Annotated in this window: 16 protein-coding genes; 12 read left to right on the top strand and 4 right to left on the bottom strand. The window is 63.8% G+C overall.

Annotated features, from left to right (window positions below; all coding sequences use genetic code 11):
* The first annotated feature begins 17 nt into the window (after window positions 1–17).
* The 3 genes from MAFF_RS21055 to MAFF_RS21045 all read left to right on the top strand — a co-directional run bounded on the left by MAFF_RS21055 (window position 18) and on the right by MAFF_RS21045 (window position 3,288).
* Window positions 18–938, top strand: coding sequence for a LysR family transcriptional regulator (locus MAFF_RS21055; protein WP_010912979.1), 921 nt, complete (start codon window positions 18–20; stop codon window positions 936–938).
* Window positions 939–1,024: 86 nt separating this feature from the next.
* Window positions 1,025–2,044 carry an LLM class flavin-dependent oxidoreductase gene (locus tag MAFF_RS21050; RefSeq protein WP_010912978.1) on the top strand — a complete coding sequence of 340 codons (1,020 nt, stop codon included), beginning with the start codon at window positions 1,025–1,027 and terminating at the stop codon, window positions 2,042–2,044.
* Entirely contained in the window at window positions 2,041–3,288 is a 1,248-nt protein-coding gene (locus MAFF_RS21045; protein ID WP_010912977.1) for an LLM class flavin-dependent oxidoreductase, read from the top strand. Before MAFF_RS21050 ends, MAFF_RS21045 begins: the two co-directional genes overlap by 4 nt.
* Before the next feature lie 13 nt (window positions 3,289–3,301).
* Here the strand turns inward: MAFF_RS21045 and xdhC are convergent, their stop codons facing one another.
* From xdhC to uraH, 4 genes are all read right to left on the bottom strand, one after another.
* Complete coding sequence (gene xdhC, locus MAFF_RS21040) at window positions 3,302–4,204, bottom strand: xanthine dehydrogenase accessory protein XdhC (protein ID WP_010912976.1); 903 nt, start codon at window positions 4,202–4,204, stop codon at window positions 3,302–3,304.
* 62 nt (window positions 4,205–4,266) lie between these two features.
* The gene (xdhB, locus tag MAFF_RS21035; RefSeq protein ID WP_044551110.1) at window positions 4,267–6,612 is read right to left on the bottom strand and encodes a xanthine dehydrogenase molybdopterin binding subunit; all 2,346 of its coding nucleotides are present in this window, start codon (window positions 6,610–6,612) and stop codon (window positions 4,267–4,269) included.
* Window positions 6,612–8,093, bottom strand: coding sequence for a xanthine dehydrogenase small subunit (gene xdhA, locus MAFF_RS21030; protein WP_010912974.1), 1,482 nt, complete (start codon window positions 8,091–8,093; stop codon window positions 6,612–6,614). The genes xdhB and xdhA overlap by 1 nt, the downstream gene beginning before the upstream one ends.
* A gap of 3 nt (window positions 8,094–8,096) precedes the next feature.
* Window positions 8,097–8,471, bottom strand: coding sequence for a hydroxyisourate hydrolase (gene uraH / locus MAFF_RS21025; RefSeq protein ID WP_010912973.1), 375 nt, complete (start codon window positions 8,469–8,471; stop codon window positions 8,097–8,099).
* A 183-nt stretch (window positions 8,472–8,654) separates the two neighbouring features.
* On the opposite strand from uraH, the gene puuE reads away from it, so the two are divergent.
* The 9 genes from puuE to MAFF_RS20980 all read left to right on the top strand — a co-directional run bounded on the left by puuE (window position 8,655) and on the right by MAFF_RS20980 (window position 19,332).
* Window positions 8,655–10,073: an allantoinase PuuE gene (puuE, locus tag MAFF_RS21020; protein WP_010912972.1), complete on the top strand. Its 1,419-nt coding sequence runs from the start codon at window positions 8,655–8,657 to the stop codon at window positions 10,071–10,073.
* 9 nt (window positions 10,074–10,082) lie between these two features.
* Complete coding sequence (locus MAFF_RS21015; RefSeq protein WP_044548755.1) at window positions 10,083–10,946, top strand: bifunctional allantoicase/(S)-ureidoglycine aminohydrolase; 864 nt, start codon at window positions 10,083–10,085, stop codon at window positions 10,944–10,946.
* Window positions 10,943–11,434, top strand: a complete 492-nt coding sequence (locus MAFF_RS21010; RefSeq protein ID WP_010912970.1) for an ureidoglycolate lyase — start codon at window positions 10,943–10,945, stop codon at window positions 11,432–11,434. Before MAFF_RS21015 ends, MAFF_RS21010 begins: the two co-directional genes overlap by 4 nt.
* Before the next feature lie 14 nt (window positions 11,435–11,448).
* Window positions 11,449–12,042 (top strand): nucleoside deaminase, encoded by a 594-nt coding sequence (locus tag MAFF_RS21005; protein WP_010912969.1) that lies wholly within the window; start codon window positions 11,449–11,451, stop codon window positions 12,040–12,042.
* Window positions 12,043–12,139: 97 nt separating this feature from the next.
* Window positions 12,140–14,125, top strand: a complete 1,986-nt coding sequence (locus MAFF_RS21000) for a CocE/NonD family hydrolase (RefSeq protein ID WP_010912968.1) — start codon at window positions 12,140–12,142, stop codon at window positions 14,123–14,125.
* A gap of 154 nt (window positions 14,126–14,279) precedes the next feature.
* Window positions 14,280–15,866, top strand: coding sequence for an ABC transporter substrate-binding protein (locus MAFF_RS20995; RefSeq protein WP_010912967.1), 1,587 nt, complete (start codon window positions 14,280–14,282; stop codon window positions 15,864–15,866).
* A gap of 16 nt (window positions 15,867–15,882) precedes the next feature.
* A complete protein-coding gene (locus MAFF_RS20990; protein ID WP_010912966.1) occupies window positions 15,883–16,842 on the top strand; it encodes an ABC transporter permease in 960 nt (319 codons plus the stop codon).
* A gap of 10 nt (window positions 16,843–16,852) precedes the next feature.
* Window positions 16,853–17,677: an ABC transporter permease gene (locus tag MAFF_RS20985; RefSeq protein ID WP_010912965.1), complete on the top strand. Its 825-nt coding sequence runs from the start codon at window positions 16,853–16,855 to the stop codon at window positions 17,675–17,677.
* Entirely contained in the window at window positions 17,677–19,332 is a 1,656-nt protein-coding gene (locus MAFF_RS20980) for an ABC transporter ATP-binding protein (RefSeq protein WP_010912964.1), read from the top strand. The genes MAFF_RS20985 and MAFF_RS20980 overlap by 1 nt, the downstream gene beginning before the upstream one ends.
* Window positions 19,333–19,368 lie beyond the last annotated feature (36 nt).

Here is a 19,368-nt window from a genome sequence, read left to right as displayed (position 1 = left end):
CGGCGAAGGTGCTCCGCATGGCCTATCTCGACAACATCGCCGTCTTCGTCCGCGTCGTCGAACTCGGCAATCTGTCGGCGGCGGGCCGCGACATGCGCATTTCGCCGGCCGTGGCTTCCAACCGCATCAAGGAACTGGAGAAGCATCTGGGCGTGCGGCTGTTCAACCGCACCACGCGGCAATTGATGCCGACCGAGCATGGCACGGTTTTCTACTCGGGCGCCAAGCAAGTGCTGGAGGCGATCACCGAAGCGGAAGCGGCGGTATCAGCACTTTCCGGCCAACCGCGCGGCACGATTCGCGTTACCGCACCCCTAGGCCTTGGCCGGCGGCTGGTGGCCTCGGGCATTCCCGATTTCCACGACAAATATCCCGATATCGAGGTACGGCTGAGGCTCTCGGACCACAATGTCGACATCATGAAGGAAGGCATCGACGTCGCCTTCCGGCTCGGCATCATCGAGGATTCCAGCCTCAGGATGCGCGGCATCATGGAATGCGAGCGCGTGCTGGTGGCGGCGCCGAAATATCTGGAGGCGCGCGGCGAACCGGCCGAGCCGCAGGAGCTGATCGGCAAGAAACACGACTGCCTGATGCTGCGCTATTCCGGCGCGCGCGAATATGTCTGGACGCTGCAGACCCCGACCGGGCCGCAGAAATTCGAAGTGCACGGACCCTACGACACGGATGATGGCGACGTGCTGACCGGCTGGGCGCTGTCGGGACGCGGCATCATCAACAAGCCGCGCTTCGAGGTCGAACCGTTCATCCGCGACCGGCGGCTGCAGGTGATCCTGGCCAACACGCCGCCGACGCCGGTGCAGTTCGCCGCCGTCTATCCGCACAAGAAGCTGCAGGACCCCAAGGTGCGGCTGCTGCTCGACTTCATGGCGGAGCGCTGCCAGCGGCTGATCAAGGATATCCTGGCCGGCAAGTGAGCGGCGATTGGCCCAGTGCCAGCGGTTGCCATCCCCAGATGTGGCGAACATAGTCCGGGTTCCATTCCGTCCTGCAGGAACCATCGATGGACAACGGCGCCACAATGCATCTTGCTGTTTCGCTGTTGCCGGGAACTGCCGACACATCGCCTGGCGAAGAGCCGGAATTCAGCCGTCTTGCTGGTCTTGTGCAAAGGGCCGAAGCAGCCGGACTAGACATGGTGCTGCTTGCCGATTCCGCGCCAGCTTCGAGCAGCGACGCGGCGAACAGTCCGGTGCCTTTTGAGGCGACCACGCTGCTCGCCGCGCTGGCGACGGTAACGAGCAGGATCGGGTTGGTCGCCGCGGCCTCGACGGTTGCCCACCAGCCCTACAATCTGGCGCGCCGCTTTGCTTCGCTCGACATCATCAGCCATGGCCGCGCCGGCTGGCATGCGACGATGGCGCAGGGCTGCCGCGAAGCCGCCAATTTCAGCCGGCCGGAGGGGTTTTCCGACACGGACTTTCGTCGCCGCAGCGAAGAATACATCGGCATCGTTCAAGGCCTGTGGCAGGGCTGGGATGCGGATGCGCTGCTGTTCGACAAGACCGGCGGCCGCTTCCATTATCCGGAAAAGATGCATCTGCTCGACCACAAGGGCGAGTTCTTTTCGGTACGCGGCCCGTTGAACGTCGCACGCTCGCCGCAGGATACGCCGGTGCTGGTGCTGTCTGGTCTGTCCGAGGCCGACCTGGATATTGCAGTCCGCACCGCGGATGTCATTTTGCTGGAGAGCGGGTCGGCCGAGAGCGCGAAAATACGCTTTGATGATCTGAAGCATCGCGCCGCGGCCGCTGGGCGCGATCCGGAGGCTGTGAAGGTGCTGACGACTATATCGCTCACCCCCGATGATGGACCGGCCGCTGTCGCCGAGAGGCTGGAAACCCAGTTCCGGGAGAAACGCTGCGACGGATTCAACATCCTACTGCCGCCGCAACCCTCCGCGCTCGACGATTTCGCCGATCATATTCTGCCGCCGTTGCGGCGGCGTGGCCTTGTTCGAGAGACCTATCTCGGCACAACGCTGCGCTCGCATCTTGGACTGGCCGGCGGAGGTGACCGATGACCGCGCAGATGAAGCTCGGCGCCTTCCTGTGGGCGACTGGACACCATATCGCTGCCTGGCGGCACCCCAAAGCACATGTGACGGCCGGCATCGACATCGACCACTACATCCAGCTGGCGCGCACGGCGGAAGCGGCGAAGTTCGACATGATCTTCTGCGAGGACGCCGCCGGCCTGCGCGAAGCCAATGTGGGCATCGCCAGCCAGACGTCGCGCTCGATCGGCTTCGAGCCGATCAGCCTGCTGTCGGCACTGGCCGTGCAGACCAGCCGCATCGGCCTCGTGTCGACGGCATCGACAAGCTACAACGAGCCTTACGGGCTGGCGCGGACGTTCCTGTCGCTCGACCATCTGAGCGGCGGCCGGGCCGGCTGGAACCTGGTCACCTCGGCCAGCCCCATCGAAGCCGCCAATTTCGGCTCGACGGGCCTCAAGCCGCATGCCGACCGCTACGAGCGGGCGCGCGAATTCGCCGGGGTTGTCACCGGCCTATGGCGTGGCAAGGCGTCCGGCCATGACGGCCAGAGCTTTTCGGTGCGCGATCCGCTCGACCTGCCGCGTTCGCCACAGGGCGCACCAGTGATGGTCCAGGCCGGCGCCTCGGATGTCGGCCGCGACCTTGCCGCCCGCACCGCCGATGTGGTGTTCACGGCGGCGCAGACCTTCGAGGAAGCCAAGGCCTTTTATGACGATCTCAAGGGGCGCATGGCAGCCTATGGGCGTGAGCCTGACGACATCAAGATCATGCCCGGCGTCTCGCCCGTTGTGGCGGAAACCGAGGCCGAAGCCCGGGAGAAACACGAGGAATTGCAGGTGCTGATCCCCGACGATGTCGGCGTGGCGCTGCTGTCCAGCTATCTCAGTATCTCCGATCTCTGGCGCTATCCGATCGACGGGCCGCTGCCCGAACTGCCGGAGAGCGAGGGAATGAAAAGCCGGCAGGCGCTGGTCGTCGAGCAATCGCGCCGCGACGGCCTTTCCATCCGCCAACTGGCTCGCCATTTCGCCGGCGCGCGCGGCCATTGGCGCATCGTCGGCACGGCGGCGCAGGTCGCCGACGAATTGCAGGCTCGATTCGAAGGCGGTGCGGCCGACGGCTTCAACGTCATGCCGTCTTATTTCCCGGGAGAACTCGATGCCTTTGCCACGCTGGTGGTGCCGGAGCTGCAGCGGCGCGGCCTGTTCCGTCGGGACTATGAGGGTCGCACCTTGCGCGACCATCTGGGCTTGAAACGGCCGGTTTAGCCGTAATGCTAGCTTAGCCGGCCATCACCCTGTCATGCGGATGGTCGATATTTGGTGCCGCGTTGTGAGTGACCAGCGCCGTCATGATCTCCGCGGCTGCCAGTGCGGCAATGACTTGAGGGCGCTTGTCCTTGACGGCGTCGCCGCCGATTGGCGAGACGAGACGGGCAAATTCCGCTTCCGTGCCTTCGGCCGATTTCTGGAACCAGTTCTTGAACGTCGCTTTCTTGGTCTTCGAGCCGATCATACCGACATAGGCCGCGTCGTCGCGTTTCAGCGCTTCGGCGACGATCAGGAAATCCAGCGCATGGTCATGGGTGAGGATGGCGAAGCCGGTGCCGGCGGGGGCGTTGCGCACTTCGGCTTCGGGCATCGGCGTCAGCCGCGTCTCGACAGTCTGAGGCATGCCTTCCAGCGCCTCGGCCCGCGTCTCGATGACGACGCCGTGCACCGGCAGAAGCGAGATTGCCGCCGCCAGCGCCTGGCCGACATGGCCGCCGCCGAAGATGTAGACATGCGGCAGATGCGCCTCTTCGGCTTCCGCCGCTGCAACCAGTTCGGCGGCGAGCGGGGCATCGACAAGGCGGATCAACACCTCGACGCGTCCGCCACAGCATTGGCCGATCTCCGGCCCGAGCGGCACGTCGAGCGTAGCGCAGACTTCATCGACCTCGATGCGGGCTTCTTTGCCCTGCCGCTTGCGGGGCGGTGAAGACGCCAGCATCTGCCTGGCCTTGTCGATCGCCATATATTCGAGCTGACCGCCGCCGATCGTGCCAAAAATCGCCTCCCGCGAGACGAGCATGAAGGCGCCCTTCTCGCGCGGCGTCGAGCCCTTGGTGCCGGCCACTTCGACCAAAGCGAGGCGACCTTGGCCAGCCAGGAAGTCTTTCAGGCTTTGCACTTTCGAAGTCATCATTTGCATTCCCGTGCGGGAAACATAGGGTTTTTCGGCCTGAATTGCACGTTTTGCCGGATTCAGGCCTTCGCCTCGCCTTTCAGCCGCTCGATCGTCATCAGCACACGTTCGGGCGTCGCCGGAGCATCAAGGCGCGGACAGATCCTGTGATCGGCGACGCTGGCCACCGCATCCGACAGCGCGTGCAGCACCGACATGCCGAGCGGGAAGGGCGGCTCGCCGACCGCCTTGGAGCGGTGGATCGTCGGCTCTCCGGCTTCCGGCCAGTCGGCCAAAGCGACGTTGAAGATCTTCGGTCGGTCCGAGGCGAGCGGGATCTTGTAGGTCGACGGCGCGTGGGTGCGCAGCCGGCCCTTGTCGTCCCACCACAATTCCTCCGTCGTCAGCCAGCCCATGCCCTGGATGAAGCCGCCCTCGATCTGGCCGAGATCGATGGCGCGGTTCAGCGAACGGCCGGTCTCGTGCAGGATATCGGTGCGCTCGACCACATATTCGCCGGTCAGCGTGTCGACCGACACTTCCGAGCACGAGGCGCCGTAAGCGAAATAGTAGAAAGGGCGGCCCTCGCCCTTGTCGCGGTTCCAGTGGATTTTCGGCGTTTTGTAGAAGCCCGCGGCCGAGAGCTGGATGCGCGCCATATAGGCCTGCTTGACGAGATCGGCGAAGGCGATCTCCTGGTTGCCGATGCGCACCCGGTTGGGCAGGAACAGCACCTGATCGCGCGGCACCTGGTATTTTTCGGCAGCGAAATCGGTCAGCCGGTTCTTGATCTGGCGGGCGCCGTTCTGTGCCGCCATGCCATTGAGGTCCGAACCGGACGATGCCGCGGTGGCCGAGGTGTTGGGCACCTTGCCGGTGGTGGTCGCGGTGATCTTCACCTGGTCGAGATCGATCTGGAATTCTTCCGCCACCACCTGCGCGACCTTGAGGTAGAGCCCCTGCCCCATCTCGGTGCCGCCGTGGTTCAGATGCACCGAACCATCGGTGTAGACATGCACCAGCGCGCCGGCCTGGTTGTAGTGCGTGGCGGTGAAGGAAATGCCGAACTTGACCGGCGTCAGCGCCAGGCCGCGCTTGATGAAACGGCTGTTGGCATTGAAGGCCGAAATTTCGCGCCGCCGTCGCGCATAGCCGGCGCTCTCCTCGAGTTCGGCGACGATGCGCTGGATGATGTTGTCCTCGACCGTCTGGTGGTAGGGCGTGATGTTGCGGTCGCTGGTGCCGTAGAAATTCTTCTTGCGGATCTCGAGCGGATCCTTGCCGACCGCGAAGGCAACCTCGTCGATGACGCGTTCGGCGCCGACCATGCCTTGCGGGCCGCCGAAGCCCCGGAAGGCGGTGTTCGACACGGTGTTGGTGTAGAGCGGCGCCGATTGCGCGTGCACGGCCGGCCAGAAATAGGTGTTGTCGCAATGGAACAGCGCGCGATCCGTCACCGGGCCTGACAGATCCGACGAGAAGCCGCAACGCGCGGCGAACATGAAATCCACACCGAGAATGTTGCCCTCGTCGTCGAAGCCGACTTCGTAGTCGACGAGGAAATCGTGACGCTTGCCGGTGGCGATCATGTCGTCGTCACGGTCGGGCCGGATTTTTACCGCGCGATGGTGTTTCTTGGCAGCGATGGCCGCGAGCGCGGCAAACTGATTGCCTTGCGTTTCCTTGCCGCCGAAACCGCCGCCCATGCGGCGGATCTCCACCGTGATGGCATTGCTGGGTACGCCGAGCGCATGGCTCACCATGTGCTGGACTTCGCTCGGATGCTGGGTCGAGGAATAGATGGTGACGTCCTGATCCTCGCCGGGAACGGCCATGGCAATATGGCCTTCAAGATAGAAATGCTCCTGACCGCCGACGCGCATCTTTCCCTTCAGCCGGCGCGGCGCCGCCTTGATCGCAGCGGCGGCATCGCCGCGCTTCAAGGTAAGCGGCGGCGTCACGAGCTTGTCCTTCCTCGGATCGAGTTCGCCAATGTCGGTGACGAAGGGCAATTGACTGTATTCGACCTTGGCCAGCCTGGTGGCGCGGCGTGCCTGTTCGCGGGTTTCGGCGATAACGCAGAAGATCGACTGGCCGAAGAACTCGACCTTGCCGTCGGCGAGCACCGGCTCATCATGCCGGCCGGTCGGCGAAATGTCGTTCTCGCCCGGCACATCCTTTGCCGTGAGCACATCGACGACGCCGGAAGCAGCGCGCACCGCCGAAAGGTCCATGCGGGTTATGGTGGCATGCGCGGCGGCCGAGAGACCGAGGCAGCCATGCAGCGTGCCTGATGGTTCCGGCATGTCGTCGATGTAGACGGCGGTGCCGCTGACATGCTTGTGGGCGGAATCATGCCGCTGATCGGTGGCGACGCCGCCGACGATCTTCTCGGCTTTGAGGTTTGATGTGGCGTGCTTGTTCATCATGCCGCCTCGTTGCGGGACACCTGGAAGGGTGCCCTGGTGCCGGTGGTTTCGACGAAGAAACGCAACAACAAATTCTTGGCTGCCAGAGCCCGGTATTCGGCTGACGCCCGCATGTCGGTGAGCGGGGTGAAATCCCCAGCGTATTGCGCCATCGCCGTCTCGACCGTCTCTTCGGTCCACGGCTTGCCGAGCAGCGCCTTTTCGACAAAAGACGCCCGCTTCGGCGTCGCCGCCATGCCGCCATAGGCGATGCGCACATCGGCGACCGTGCCGTCCTTGGCCAGCGTCAGCAAGAAGGCGCCGAGGGCCGCCGTGATATCCTCGTCGCGCCGCTTGGTGATTTTGTAGACGGCAAATTTCTCTCCCTTGGCCGGCACGGGCACGTGCACGGCCTCGACGAATTCGCCGGGTTGCCGGTCCTGCCTGCCATAGGCGATGAAGAAGGCTTCCAGCGGTATCGTGCGCCGCTTCTGGCCCTTGCGCAGCGTCAGGCGCGCGCCGAGCGCGATCAAGGGCGGCGGCGTGTCGCCGATCGGCGAGCCGTTGGCGATGTTGCCGCCGATGGTGCCCATGTTGCGCACCTGTTCGCCGCCGATGCGGTCAAACAGCGGCCCCAACGCCGGGATGCGTTTGGCGAGCATCGAAAAGGCTTCGGTGTAGGTGACGCCGGCCCCGATCGATATGACGCCCTTGTCTTCGGAGACGGTGCACAGCCCGTCGAGATTGCCTATGAAGACCGCCGGAGAGATGTCGCGCATGTGCTTGGTCACCCACAAGCCGACATCGGTCGAGCCGGCAACGATGGTGGCGCCGGGTTCCTGGTCCAGGACGGTGGCGAAATCGTCGACATTGGCCGGCACGATGAGCCGCGCCTTGGCCGAACCGATCTCGACCCGCGCACCGTCCCGCAAGGCTTCCAGCCTCGCCGTGATCGCCTTGCGCTCGACAGCCAAAGGATCCTTCGCCGCCTTGCCGTAGCTGGAGATGGCGTGCGCGGCGCGCATGATCGCCTCATAGCCGGTGCAGCGGCAGAGATTGCCTTGCAAGGCCTTTTCAATCGCCGCGTTCGAGGGATCCGGCGACTTCATCCACAGACCATAGAGCGACATGACGAAGCCCGGCGTGCAGAAGCCGCATTGCGAGCCATGGAAATCGACCATCGCCTGCTGGACCGGATGCAACTGGCCGGGCTGACCACGCAAATGTTCCACCGTCACGACATGCGTGCCGTCCAGCGAACCGAGGAAGCGGATACAGGCATTGACGCTTTCATAGATCAGGCCGCCGGCCGAAAGTCGGCCGACCAGAACGGTGCAGGCACCGCAATCGCCTTCGGCGCAGCCTTCCTTGGTGCCGCGTAGCGAACGGTCGAGCCGCAGCCAGTCGAGCAGGGTCGCGTCCGGCGCCACCGAGGACAGCACGACATCCCTGCCATTGAGGATGAACCGGATCTCGTTACGAATGTTGACCTTGGCCATGCCTCAGCTCCCCCTGTAGGTCGAATAGCCATAGGGCGAGATCAGCAATGGCACGTGATAGTGCACCGCCTCCGCCATGCCGAAACGGATCGGCACGCTGTCAAGGAAGGCCGGCTCGGGCAGTTTTGTGCCCTGGCCGCGCAGATAATCGCCGGCCGCGAACACCAGTTCATATTCGCCGGCGCGGAACTCAGCGCCCGCCAGCAGTGCCGCGTCGCAACGACCGTCGGCATTGGTCGCGACCGTCTTCAAATGCGTCCTGGCCGAACCGTCGAGACGATAGAGCGCGATCGACAAGCCCGCCGCCGGCTTGCCGGTCGCGGTGTCGAGGACATGCGTCGTCAGACGTCCGCCATCGGCTTTCGACGTTTCTGCCACTGGCGCCTCCCATTTCCGGTACAGTCGAACAAAGCAATGAATTGTGCGCCAATTAAAGGCGATGCATAAGTCCCGGTCGAGCGGAGCGGCACAAAAACACTTTCAAAAATTTCAAGGGAATGCGGCGGCAACCCTTTCGACTATCCTGATCACAACTTCCGGCAGAGTCCGGCAGGAGGGGCAATGCGTTACGAAAGAGACATGCGCGGCTACGGAGCCAATCCACCGGATCCGAAATGGCCAGGCGGGGCGCATGTCGCCGTGCAATTCGTCGTCAATTACGAAGAGGGCGGCGAGAATTGCGTGCTGCATGGCGACAAGGCGTCGGAAGCCTTCCTGTCGGAGATCGTCGGCGCCGCACCCTGGGTGGGCCAGCGCCATTGGAACATGGAATCGATCTACGAATATGGCGCGCGGGCCGGGTTCTGGCGGCTGCTGCGCCTGTTCAGCGAATCGCAAGTTCCGGTAACCTGCTACGGCGTCGCCTCGGCACTTGCCCGCTCGCCCGACCAGGTCACGGCCATGCAGGACGCCGGCTGGGAGATCGCCTCGCACGGGTTGCGGTGGATCGACTACCGCGATCATAGCGCCGAGGATGAGCGCCGCGACCTCGAAGCGGCGATCAAGCTGCATTACGAGGTGACGGGTCAGCGCCCGACCGGCTGGTATACGGGCCGCACATCGGTCAACACAGTGCGGCTGGTGGCCGAAGAAGGCGGCTTTGACTACGTCTCCGACACCTATGACGACGAACTGCCCTACTGGTTCGAGCATGCCGGCGGCACGCAGCTCATCATTCCCTATACGCTCGACGCCAACGACATGCGCTTCGCCACGCCGCAAGGCTTCAATTCGGGCGACCAGTTCTTTGCCTATCTGAAGGACAGTTTCGACACGCTCTATGCCGAGGGCCAGGCCGGACGGCCGCGCATGATGAATATCGGCCTGCATTGCCGCCTCGTCGGGCGGCCGGGCCGGGTGGCGGCGCTGAAGCGCTTCGTCGACTATGTGAAGTCGCACGACAAGGTCTGGCTGACGCGGCGCATCGATATCGCCAAGCACTGGCAGGAGAACCATCCCTACAAACCGGCGGCGCTGCGCCCGTCGAAGATGGAATTCGAGATATTCGTCCACACTTTCGGTGGCGTGTTCGAGCATTCGCCGTGGATCGCTGAGCGAGCCTACGAACTGGAACTCGGCCCGGCGCACGATACGGCCGGCGGCCTGCACAATGCTCTCTGCCGCATCTTCCGTTCCGCCAGCGAGACCGAGCGGCTTGGCGTGCTCAACGCCCATCCCGACCTTGCCGGCAAACTGGCCAAGGCCAGGCGGCTGACGGCGGAATCGACCAGGGAACAAGCCTCCGCCGGCCTCGACGCGCTGACCGACAAGGAACGCGAACTGTTCTCCAAGCTCAACGCCGCCTACGTCACCACCTTCGGTTTCCCCTTCATCATCGCGGTGAAGGGCAAGACCAAGGAGGAAATCCTGGCGGAATTCGAGGCGCGCATCGGCAACAGCCGCGGCGTCGAATTCGAGACCGCCTGCAAACAGGTCGAGCGCATTGCGCTGCTCCGCCTCAGAGACATGCTACCGCAATAGGTTTGAACCATGGATACGATCAGGATGCCAGAGCGCACCTACTACGCACCGCATGGCGGCCATCCCGGCCAATCTGAATTGCTGACGGGCCGCGCCGTCTTCACCGAGGCCTATGCCGTCATCCCCAAAGGCGTGATGCGCGACATCGTCACCAGCGCTTTGCCGTTCTGGGACAAGACCCGCGTCTGGATCCTATCGCGGCCGCTGTCCGGTTTTGCCGAGACATTCTCGCAATACATTGTCGAGGTCGAGCCCGGCGGCGGCAGCGACCGGCCGGAGCCCGATGCCGGCGCGGAAGGCGCCCTGTTCGTGGTCGAGGGCGAACTGACCGTTCTGCTTTCCGGCAAGAAGCATGTGTTGCGGCCCGGCGGCTTTGCCTTCCTGCCGCCGGCGAGCGGCTGGACCGTTCGCAATGGGGCCAAGGCTGCTGTTCGTTTCCACTGGATTCGCAAGGCCTACGACGTGGTCGACGGTCTCGACGTGCCGGAAGCCTTTTTCACCAACGAGCAGGATATAGCGCCGTCGCCGATGCCGGGCACCGAGGGCCGCTGGGCGACGACACGCTTCGTCGATCCGGCCGATTTGCGCCACGACATGCACATGACCATCGTCACGCTCGAGCCGGGCGCGGTCATTCCCTTCGCCGAGACGCATGTCATGGAACACGGGCTCTATGTGCTGGAAGGCAAGGCGGTCTATCGCCTCAACCAGGACTGGGTCGAGGTCGAGGCCGGCGACTATATGTGGCTGCGCGCCTTCTGCCCGCAGGCCTGCTATGCCGGCGGCCCCGGCAAATTCCGCTATCTGCTCTACAAAGACGTCAACCGGCATGCCAAGCTTGGCGGGGTCGGTATTGGCGGTCGCGCGCGGTGACCCGCATCACAGCACGGCCGTTGACCCGGGAGGCCTTTGCCCCCTTCGGCGATGTCATCGACATGGGTGGCGACAACCACTACCCGATCAATGGCGGCAAGGCCGAGCGCTACCATGATCTGGCGACCGCCGAGGCCACCGGACCGAACGCTCGCGTGCTGATCTCCATGGTGCGCGGCACGCCCTACGAACTGCCGCTGAAACTGACCATGGTCGAACGGCATCCGTTCGGAAGCCAGGCCTTCATTCCGCTGTCGCCGCGTCCGTTCCTGGTCGTCGTCTGCCATGACGGCAAGGAAGGGCCTGGCGAGCCGTACGCCTTCATCACCGCGCCCGGACAAGGCATCAACTATTCGCGCAATCTCTGGCACGGTGTGCTGACGCCGCTCGGCGAGCCCCAGGATTTCCTAATTGTCGACCGCGGCGGCGACGGCTCCAACCTCGAAGAATTCCATTTCTCGCACGCCTACGAGATCCATCTCCCCTGAAAGCTTTGATCCCCATGACCGACGTTTCCCTGATCGACCGCCTGCTCGACGTCATCGAGCACGACATCGTGCCGAAGACCGCCGAAGGCGTTGCTCACGGCAACAAGCTGTTCGGCGCGGCGATCCTAGGCAAGGACGACCGCTCGCTGGTGCTGGCCGAGACCAACAACGAGATCGAAAACCCGCTCTGGCATGGCGAGGTGCATTGCCTGAAACGGTTCTACGAAATGCCGAGGGCCGAGCGCGTCGACACCAAGGACGCGCTGTTCATCGCCACGCATGAGCCCTGCTCACTCTGCCTGTCGGCGATCACCTGGACCGGCTTCGACAATTTCTACTACCTGTTCAGCCACGAGGATTCGCGCGACAGTTTTGCCATCCCACACGACCTGAAAATCCTGAAAGAGGTCTTCACCCTCGACCCCGGCGGCTACAATGCCGAAAATGCCTATTGGAAGAGTTTTTCGATCCGCAGGATGGTGCGGGCGCTGCCCGAGGCGGAACGCCTGCGGCTAGAGACACGCATAGGCAAGATCTCGGCACGCTACGATGAGTTGTCCGGCGCCTACCAGGCGTGCAAGGCCGAAAACGACATTCCGCTCAACTGAGGGTGTGCCGCAGCTAGCAGTACAGGTCGCATAATTCGCTGCTCCAGTCGCGAATGGCGATTGAAACTTGCCGCGCCGCGGGGCGTTATGCGCACCCATGAAAACCGTCACAGAATTTCCCCGCAAGGTCGTCGAATTCCCTGATATGGGCATCGTCATGCCGGATGGCTGCCGGCTGTCGGCGCGGGTTTGGATGCCGGAGGATGCCGGCAACGATCCGGTGCCTGTCATCCTTGAGCATCTGCCTTACCGCAAGCGCGATGGCACCATTTTTCGCGATCAACTGACACATCCCTATTTTGCCGGCCACGGCTACGCCTCGATCCGCGTCGACATGCGCGGCAATGGCGATTCCGAAGGGCTGATGGACGACGAATATTCCGAGCAGGAATTGCAGGACGCCTGCGACGTCATCGCCTGGGCGGTGGCTCAACCCTGGTGTAACGGCAATGTCGGCATGATGGGCATTTCCTGGGGCGGCTTCAACTGCCTGCAGGTTGCGGCCAAGCAGCCGCCGGCGCTGAAGGCGGTGATCAGCCTGTGCTCGACCGTCGACCGCTACGCCGACGACATCCACTACAAGGGCGGCTGTCTGCTGATCGAGAATTTCGGCTGGGCCTCCACCATGCTGTCCTACTCGTCGCGGCCGCCGGACCCGCTGATCGCCGGCGACAACAGATGGCGCGATCTGTGGCTGACCCGCCTGGAAAACCAGCCCTTCCTTTTGCCGCTGTGGCTCAGCCACCAGCACCGTGACGCCTATTGGAAGCGCGGCTCGATCTGCGAGGATTTTTCGGCCGTCAAGGCCGCCGTTCTGTCGATCGGCGGCTGGCATGACGGCTACCGCAACACGATCTCGAACCTCGTCAGCAACATTGAGGCACCGGTCAAGGGCATTGTCGGCCCCTGGATCCACAAATACCCGCACTATGCCGGCCCCCAGCCGGCCATCGGCTTCCTGCAGGAAGCGCTGCGCTGGTGGGACCGCTGGCTGAAGGGCACCGAGACCGGCGTCGAGGACGATCCCGCCTACCGCGCCTACGTGATGGACAGCGTACGCCCGGCACGCTGGCATCCAGAGCGGCCCGGCCGCTGGGTGGCGGAACAACAATGGCCGTCACCCGCGATCAAGACCCGGACCATCGAACTGCTGCCCAAGGGGGGCAGACCTGCCATCGTCGCCTCGCCGCAGACCTGCGGGCTCGCCGGCGGCGAGTATTTTCCGTTCACCTTCGGCCCGGAACTGCCGGGCGACCAGCGTCCCGACGATGCCTTGTCTGTCTGTTTCGACCAGCCGGAGCTCACCGAGGCCATCGACATTGTCGGGGCGCCGGAAGTGGAGGTCAGGCTTTCTTCCGATCGCCCGCAGGCCAACATCGCGATCCGGCTCTGCGACGTGCATCCCGACGGCGCTTCGGAACTGATCTCCTATGGCGTGCTCAATTTGACGCATCGCGACTCGCACGAATTCCCGCAGGCCCTGGTGCCGGGCGAGACCGTCTCTGCGCGCGTCGTGCTCGATCAATGCGCCTACCGCGTGCCGGCCGGCCACAGCCTGCGCATCGCCGTGTCGAACGCCTATTGGCCCATGATCTGGCCGTCGCCGGAGCCGGTGCAGCTGACCTTGTCGGCGGCGACACTTGCCTTGCCGCTGCGGCCGCCGGCAACAGGCGACGAAGCGACGTTCGCCGAGCCAGAAGGTGCTGCGCCTTGGGCGACCGAGACGGTCCGTGCAGCCAATTCCGAGCGCCATGTCGATCGCGATGAAAAGACCGGAATCGTCACGCTTTCCATAGCGGATGATTTCGGCGCGGTGCGCGATCTCGACCACGGCCTGGTCAATGGCAGCATCGCCCGCGAAACATGGACGATCCATCCTGACAATCCATTGTCAGCCTCCGGGAAAACACACTGGACGCAGACACTGTCGCGAAATGGATGGTCGGTGCGAACCGAGACATGGGCCGAGATGCGATCGGACGCACAAAACTTCATCGTCAGCGCCAGAATCGAAGCCTATGAGGGCGAAAAAATCGTCTTCGAGCGCAATTTCGAGGAAAAGATTCCACGCGCGCTTGTTTGAGCGCTGACACCGTTGGTCCAAATGCGACGTACGATTTACGCCACATGATGTCGCATTCGGTCTTGCTTACCGGTTTCCCTTACGGTCATTATTGCCCTCACAAGAAGCAAGAAAGTCGACCGCAGAGTCGAACCAACAGAGTGAGGAACTTAAAATGTCGAACGAACTGGAATTCCTTAGCCGACGCGTTGCTGCGGGCAAGCTGAGCCGTCGTGATTTTCTCGGCCGGGCGGCAGCGCTCGGCATCGCCGCGCCCTTCGCCAACTCGCTGCTTTCAAGTGCTGCGCGCGCGGCCGGCCCGGTCAAGGGCGGCACGCTGAAGGCCGGCCTGGTCGGGGGTGAATCCACCAACAGCCTCGATCCGGCGCTGATGATGACGCAGGTGCCGTTCGCCTTCGGCAAGTGCTGGGGCGAAATGATCGTCGAGCTGTCGCCGGACGGCAAGCTCGAGAACCGCATCGCCGAAGAGATCGGCTCGTCCGACGACGCGAAGACCTGGACCCTGAAGATCCGCGACGGGGTGGAATTCCACAACGGCAAGACCGTGACCGCCGAGGACGTGGCCGCCACGCTGGAGCGCCACTCGGACGAGAAGTCGAAATCCGGCGCGCTCGGCTACATGAAGGGCATCGCCACCATCAAGGCCAGCGGCAAGGAAGTGGTGCTGACGCTGAAGGAGGCCAATGCCGACCTTCCCTATCTGCTCAGCGACTACCACCTGATCGTCCAGCCGAATGGCGGCAAGGACAAGCCCGATGCCGGCATTTCGGCCGGTCCGTATGTGGTCAAGACCAACGAGCCCGGCGTGCGCCATGGCGGGGAGCGCTTCGCCAATTACTGGCAGGGCGACAAGATGGGCCATGCCGACCAGATCGAAGTCATCGTCATCAATGACGCGACGGCGCGCACGGCGGCCCTGCAGGGCGGCCAGGTCAACATGATCAACCGCGTCGAGCCGAAGATCGTCGACCTGATCAAGCGCGTGCCGGGCGTGACCATCCGCAACCATGCGGGTCCGGGCCACTATGTCTTCATCATGCATTGCAACACGGCGCCGTTCGACAACAACGACCTCAGGATGGCGCTGAAGCTCGCCATCGACCGCGAGGAAATGCTGAACAAGGTGCTGCGCGGCTACGGCTCGCTAGGCAACGACTTCCCGATCAACTCGTCCTATCCGCTCTTCACCGAGATCGAGCAGCGCAAATACGATCCCGACAAGGCCAAGTTCCACTACAAGAAATCAGGCCATGACGGCACCGTGCTGCTCAGGACCTCCGACGTCGCCTTCCCGGGCGCGGTGGATGCTTCGCAGCTCTTCCAGCAGAGCGCGGCCAAGGCCGGCATCAAGATCGAGCTCAAGCGCGAGCCCGGCGACGGCTACTGGAACGAGGTCTGGAACAAGCAGCCCTTCTGCGCTTCCTATTGGGGCGGACGTTCGACGCAGGACCAGATGTACTCGACCGCCTATCTGTCGACCGCCGACTGGAACGACACGCGTTTCAAGCGGCCGGACTTCGACAAGATGGTGCTGGCGGCGCGCGCCGAACTCGACGAGGCCAAGCGCAAGCAGATGTACCACGACATGGCCGTCATGGTGCGCGACGAAGGCGGCCTGATCCTGCCGATGTTCAACCAGTTCATCGACGCCACCGGCGCCAAGGTCGATGGCTGGGTGGACGATCCGCACCAGGAACTGATGAACGGCTACGCCCTGGCAAAGTGCTGGCTGCAGGCCTGAGTCCGGCTTTGCGGAGATGTCCTCACCCATCCTGAAGCTAATTGCCCAGCGCATCGCGCTGGGCATCCTCCTTTTGCTGGCCATTTCGGTCCTGATCTTCGCCGGCACGCAAATCCTGCCCGGCGATGTCGCACAAGCCATCCTCGGACAATCGGCGACGCCGGAGTCGCTCGCCAATTTGCGCGAGCAGCTCGGGCTGAACGATCCGGCCTATATCAGGTATTTCCACTGGCTCGGCGGCGTGCTGACCGGCGACCTCGGCACCGCTATGTCGAGCGGCCAGGATATCGCGACATCGATCAAGGGCCGGCTGTGGAACACGCTGTTCCTCGCATTCTGGGCGGCGGTCGTGGCCGTACCGCTGGCGATCATCCTCGGCCTGATCGCCGTGCGCTACCGCAATGGCTGGGTCGACAAGCTGATCTCCGGGCTGGCGCTCGCCTCGACCTCCTTTCCGGAATTCTTCATCGGCTATCTCCTGGTCTATTTCTTCGCGGTGAAATGGCAGATCTTCCCCGCCATCTCGACCGTCTATGACGGTATGCCTTTCGGCGAGCGGATGCAGGCCATCGCGCTGCCGGCGACGGCACTGACGCTGGTGGTGCTGGCCCACATGATGCGCATGACCCGTGCGGCGATCCTCAACGTCATGCAGTCGGCCTATGTCGAGACGGCGGAGCTCAAGGGGCTCTCGGCCTTCGCCGTCATCCGCAAGCATGCCTTCCCGAACGCCATCGCGCCGATCATCAACGTCGTCATGCTCAACCTCGCCTATCTCATCGTCGGCGTCGTCGTGGTCGAGGTGATCTTCGTGTATCCCGGGATGGGACAGTATCTCGTCGACCACGTCACCAAGCGCGACGTGCCCGTGGTGCAGGCGGTCGGCCTGATCTTCGCCGCCGTCTATATCAGCCTCAACATCATCGCGGACATTGCGGCGATCGTCGCCAATCCGCGTCTCAGACACCCAAAGTGAGGGGGCGGGCATGCTCGATATAAGACGCATCCCGATCCCGGCCCTGATCGGCCTGGTGCTGACCGCCCTGTTCGTGTTGGCGGCGATCTTCGCACCATGGATTTCACCGCACGACAATGCCGAGATCGTCGGCGACGTCTGGGAACCAATGTCGGCCGCGCATTGGCTGGGCACCGACAATCTCGGCCGCGATCTCTTGTCGCGCATGATCTACGGCGCCCGCATCACCTTGTTCATCGCCGTGCTGGCCACCGCGCTGTCCTTCTCGCTCGGCGCCATACTCGGTTTCTCGGCGGCGGTGTTCGGCGGCTGGTTCGACACGATCCTGTCGCGCCTCGTCGACCTGCTAATGTCGATCCCGACCCTGATCATGGCCTTGGTCGTGCTCTCCGTGCTGCCGACAAACCTGGTGACGCTGATCCTGGTCATGGGCGTTCTCGACTCGACCCGCGTCTATCGCCTGTCGCGTGCCGTCGCCGTCGACATCAACGTCATGGATTATGTCGAGGCGGCAAAACTGCGCGGCGAGGGCAGCGCCTGGATCATCTTCCGCGAGATCCTGCCCAATGCGCTGTCGCCGCTGGTTTCGGAACTCGGCCTGCGCTTCATCTATGCGGTGCTTTTCCTGTCGACGCTGTCCTTTCTCGGCCTTGGCGTGCAACCGCCGGACGCCGACTGGGGCGGCATGGTCAAGGAGAACAAGGACGGCATCGTCTTCGGCATCGCCGCCGCACTCATTCCGGCGGGCGCGATCGCCGCGCTCGCCATCTCGGTCAATCTTGTCGCCGACTGGATCCTCAACCGCACGACAAGCCTGAAGGGAGGACGCGGGTGATGGCCGACAGCAAAGCGAAGTCCGGCGTGCTGCTCGATATCAGGAATCTGCGCATCGAGGCGACGGTCTACCCGCCCGGCGAGGCGCCAAAGAACATCGTGCTGGTGCACGATGTCTCGCTGACGCTGGAAAAAGGCAAGGTGCTCGGGCTGATCGGCGAATCCGGCGCCGGCAAGTCGACCATTGGCCTGTCGTCGATGGGCTATGGCCGCGGCGGGGTGCGCATCACCGGCGGCGAGGTGATCCTCAACGGCCGCGACATCCTGAAGGGCGGCAAGGAAGGTTTCCGCAAACTGCGCGGCCGCGAGGTCTGCTATGTCGCGCAGTCGGCGGCGGCTGCCTTCAACCCGGCGCACCGGCTGATGGACCAGGTGGTGGAAGCCACGCTGCTGCATGGCACCGCGACGCGCGCCGAAGCCGAAAAGCGCGCCGTCGCGCTGTTCAAGAAGCTCAGCCTGCCAAACCCCGAAACCATCGGCGAACGCTTTCCGCACCAGGTCTCGGGCGGCCAGTTGCAGCGCGTGATGACGGCGATGGCGCTGTGCTCGGAACCCGACCTGATCGTCTTCGACGAGCCGACGACGGCGCTCGACGTGACGACGCAGATCGACGTGCTGGCGGCGATCAAGGACGCCATCCGCGACACCCATGTGGCGGCGCTCTACATCACCCACGACCTTGCCGTCGTCGCCCAGGTCTCCGACGAGATCATGGTGCTGCGCCATGGCAGGCTGGTCGAATGGGGCGGCACCCGCCAGATCATCAAGGAGCCGCGCCAGGAATACACCAACGCGCTTGTCTCGGTGCATGAGATCGAGCACCAGGAGCAGAACCCCGGCGCCACGCCGTTCCTGTCGGTGAAGAACGTCACCGCCGCCTATGGCGGCGGCCACGTCAAGGTGCTGAAGAACGTCTCGGTCGACATCTACCCTGGCCAGACGCTGGCCGTGGTCGGCGAATCCGGCTCCGGCAAGTCGACGCTGGCGCGCGCCATCACCGGCCTTTTGCCGCCCGAGCAAGGCACGGTCACCTTCGACGGGCGCCCGCTCGCCAACCGGCTTGCCGACCGGCCGAAGGAAGATCTGCGCCAGCTGCAGATGATCTACCAGATGGCCGACGTGGCGATGAACCCGCGCCAGACCGTCGGCACGATCATCGGCCGGCCGCTCGAATTCTACTTCGGCATGCGCGGCAGGGAACGCGACAAGCGCGTCGCCGAACTGCTCGACGAGATCGAGATGGGCAAGGGCTTTGTCGACCGCTATCCGGCCGAGCTTTCCGGCGGCCAGAAGCAGCGTGTCTGCATCGCCCGATCGCTCGCCGCCAAGCCCAAGCTGATCATCTGCGACGAGGTGACCTCGGCGCTCGATCCGCTGGTGGCCAATGGCATCCTCAAGCTGCTGCTCAACCTGCAGCAGCACGAGAAGGTCGCCTATCTCTTCATCACCCACGATCTGGCGACGGTGAAGTCGATCGCCGATTCGATCGCGGTGATGTATCGCGGCGAAGTGGTCCGCTACGGCTCGAAGAGCAAGGTGCTGACGCCGCCCTTCGACGCCTATACCGACCTTCTCCTGTCGTCGGTCCCTGAGATGGAGATCGGCTGGCTGGAAAAGGCGATCAAGGGGCGGCGCATGGCCAGCGCGGGGAACTAACGACCTGCTGGTCGGGGGCAGCTGTCTCGTCATCCA

Source organism: Mesorhizobium japonicum MAFF 303099 (assembly GCF_000009625.1).
Taxonomy (GTDB): domain Bacteria; phylum Pseudomonadota; class Alphaproteobacteria; order Rhizobiales; family Rhizobiaceae; genus Mesorhizobium; species Mesorhizobium japonicum.
This window is presented reverse-complemented; position numbering and strand designations above follow the sequence as displayed.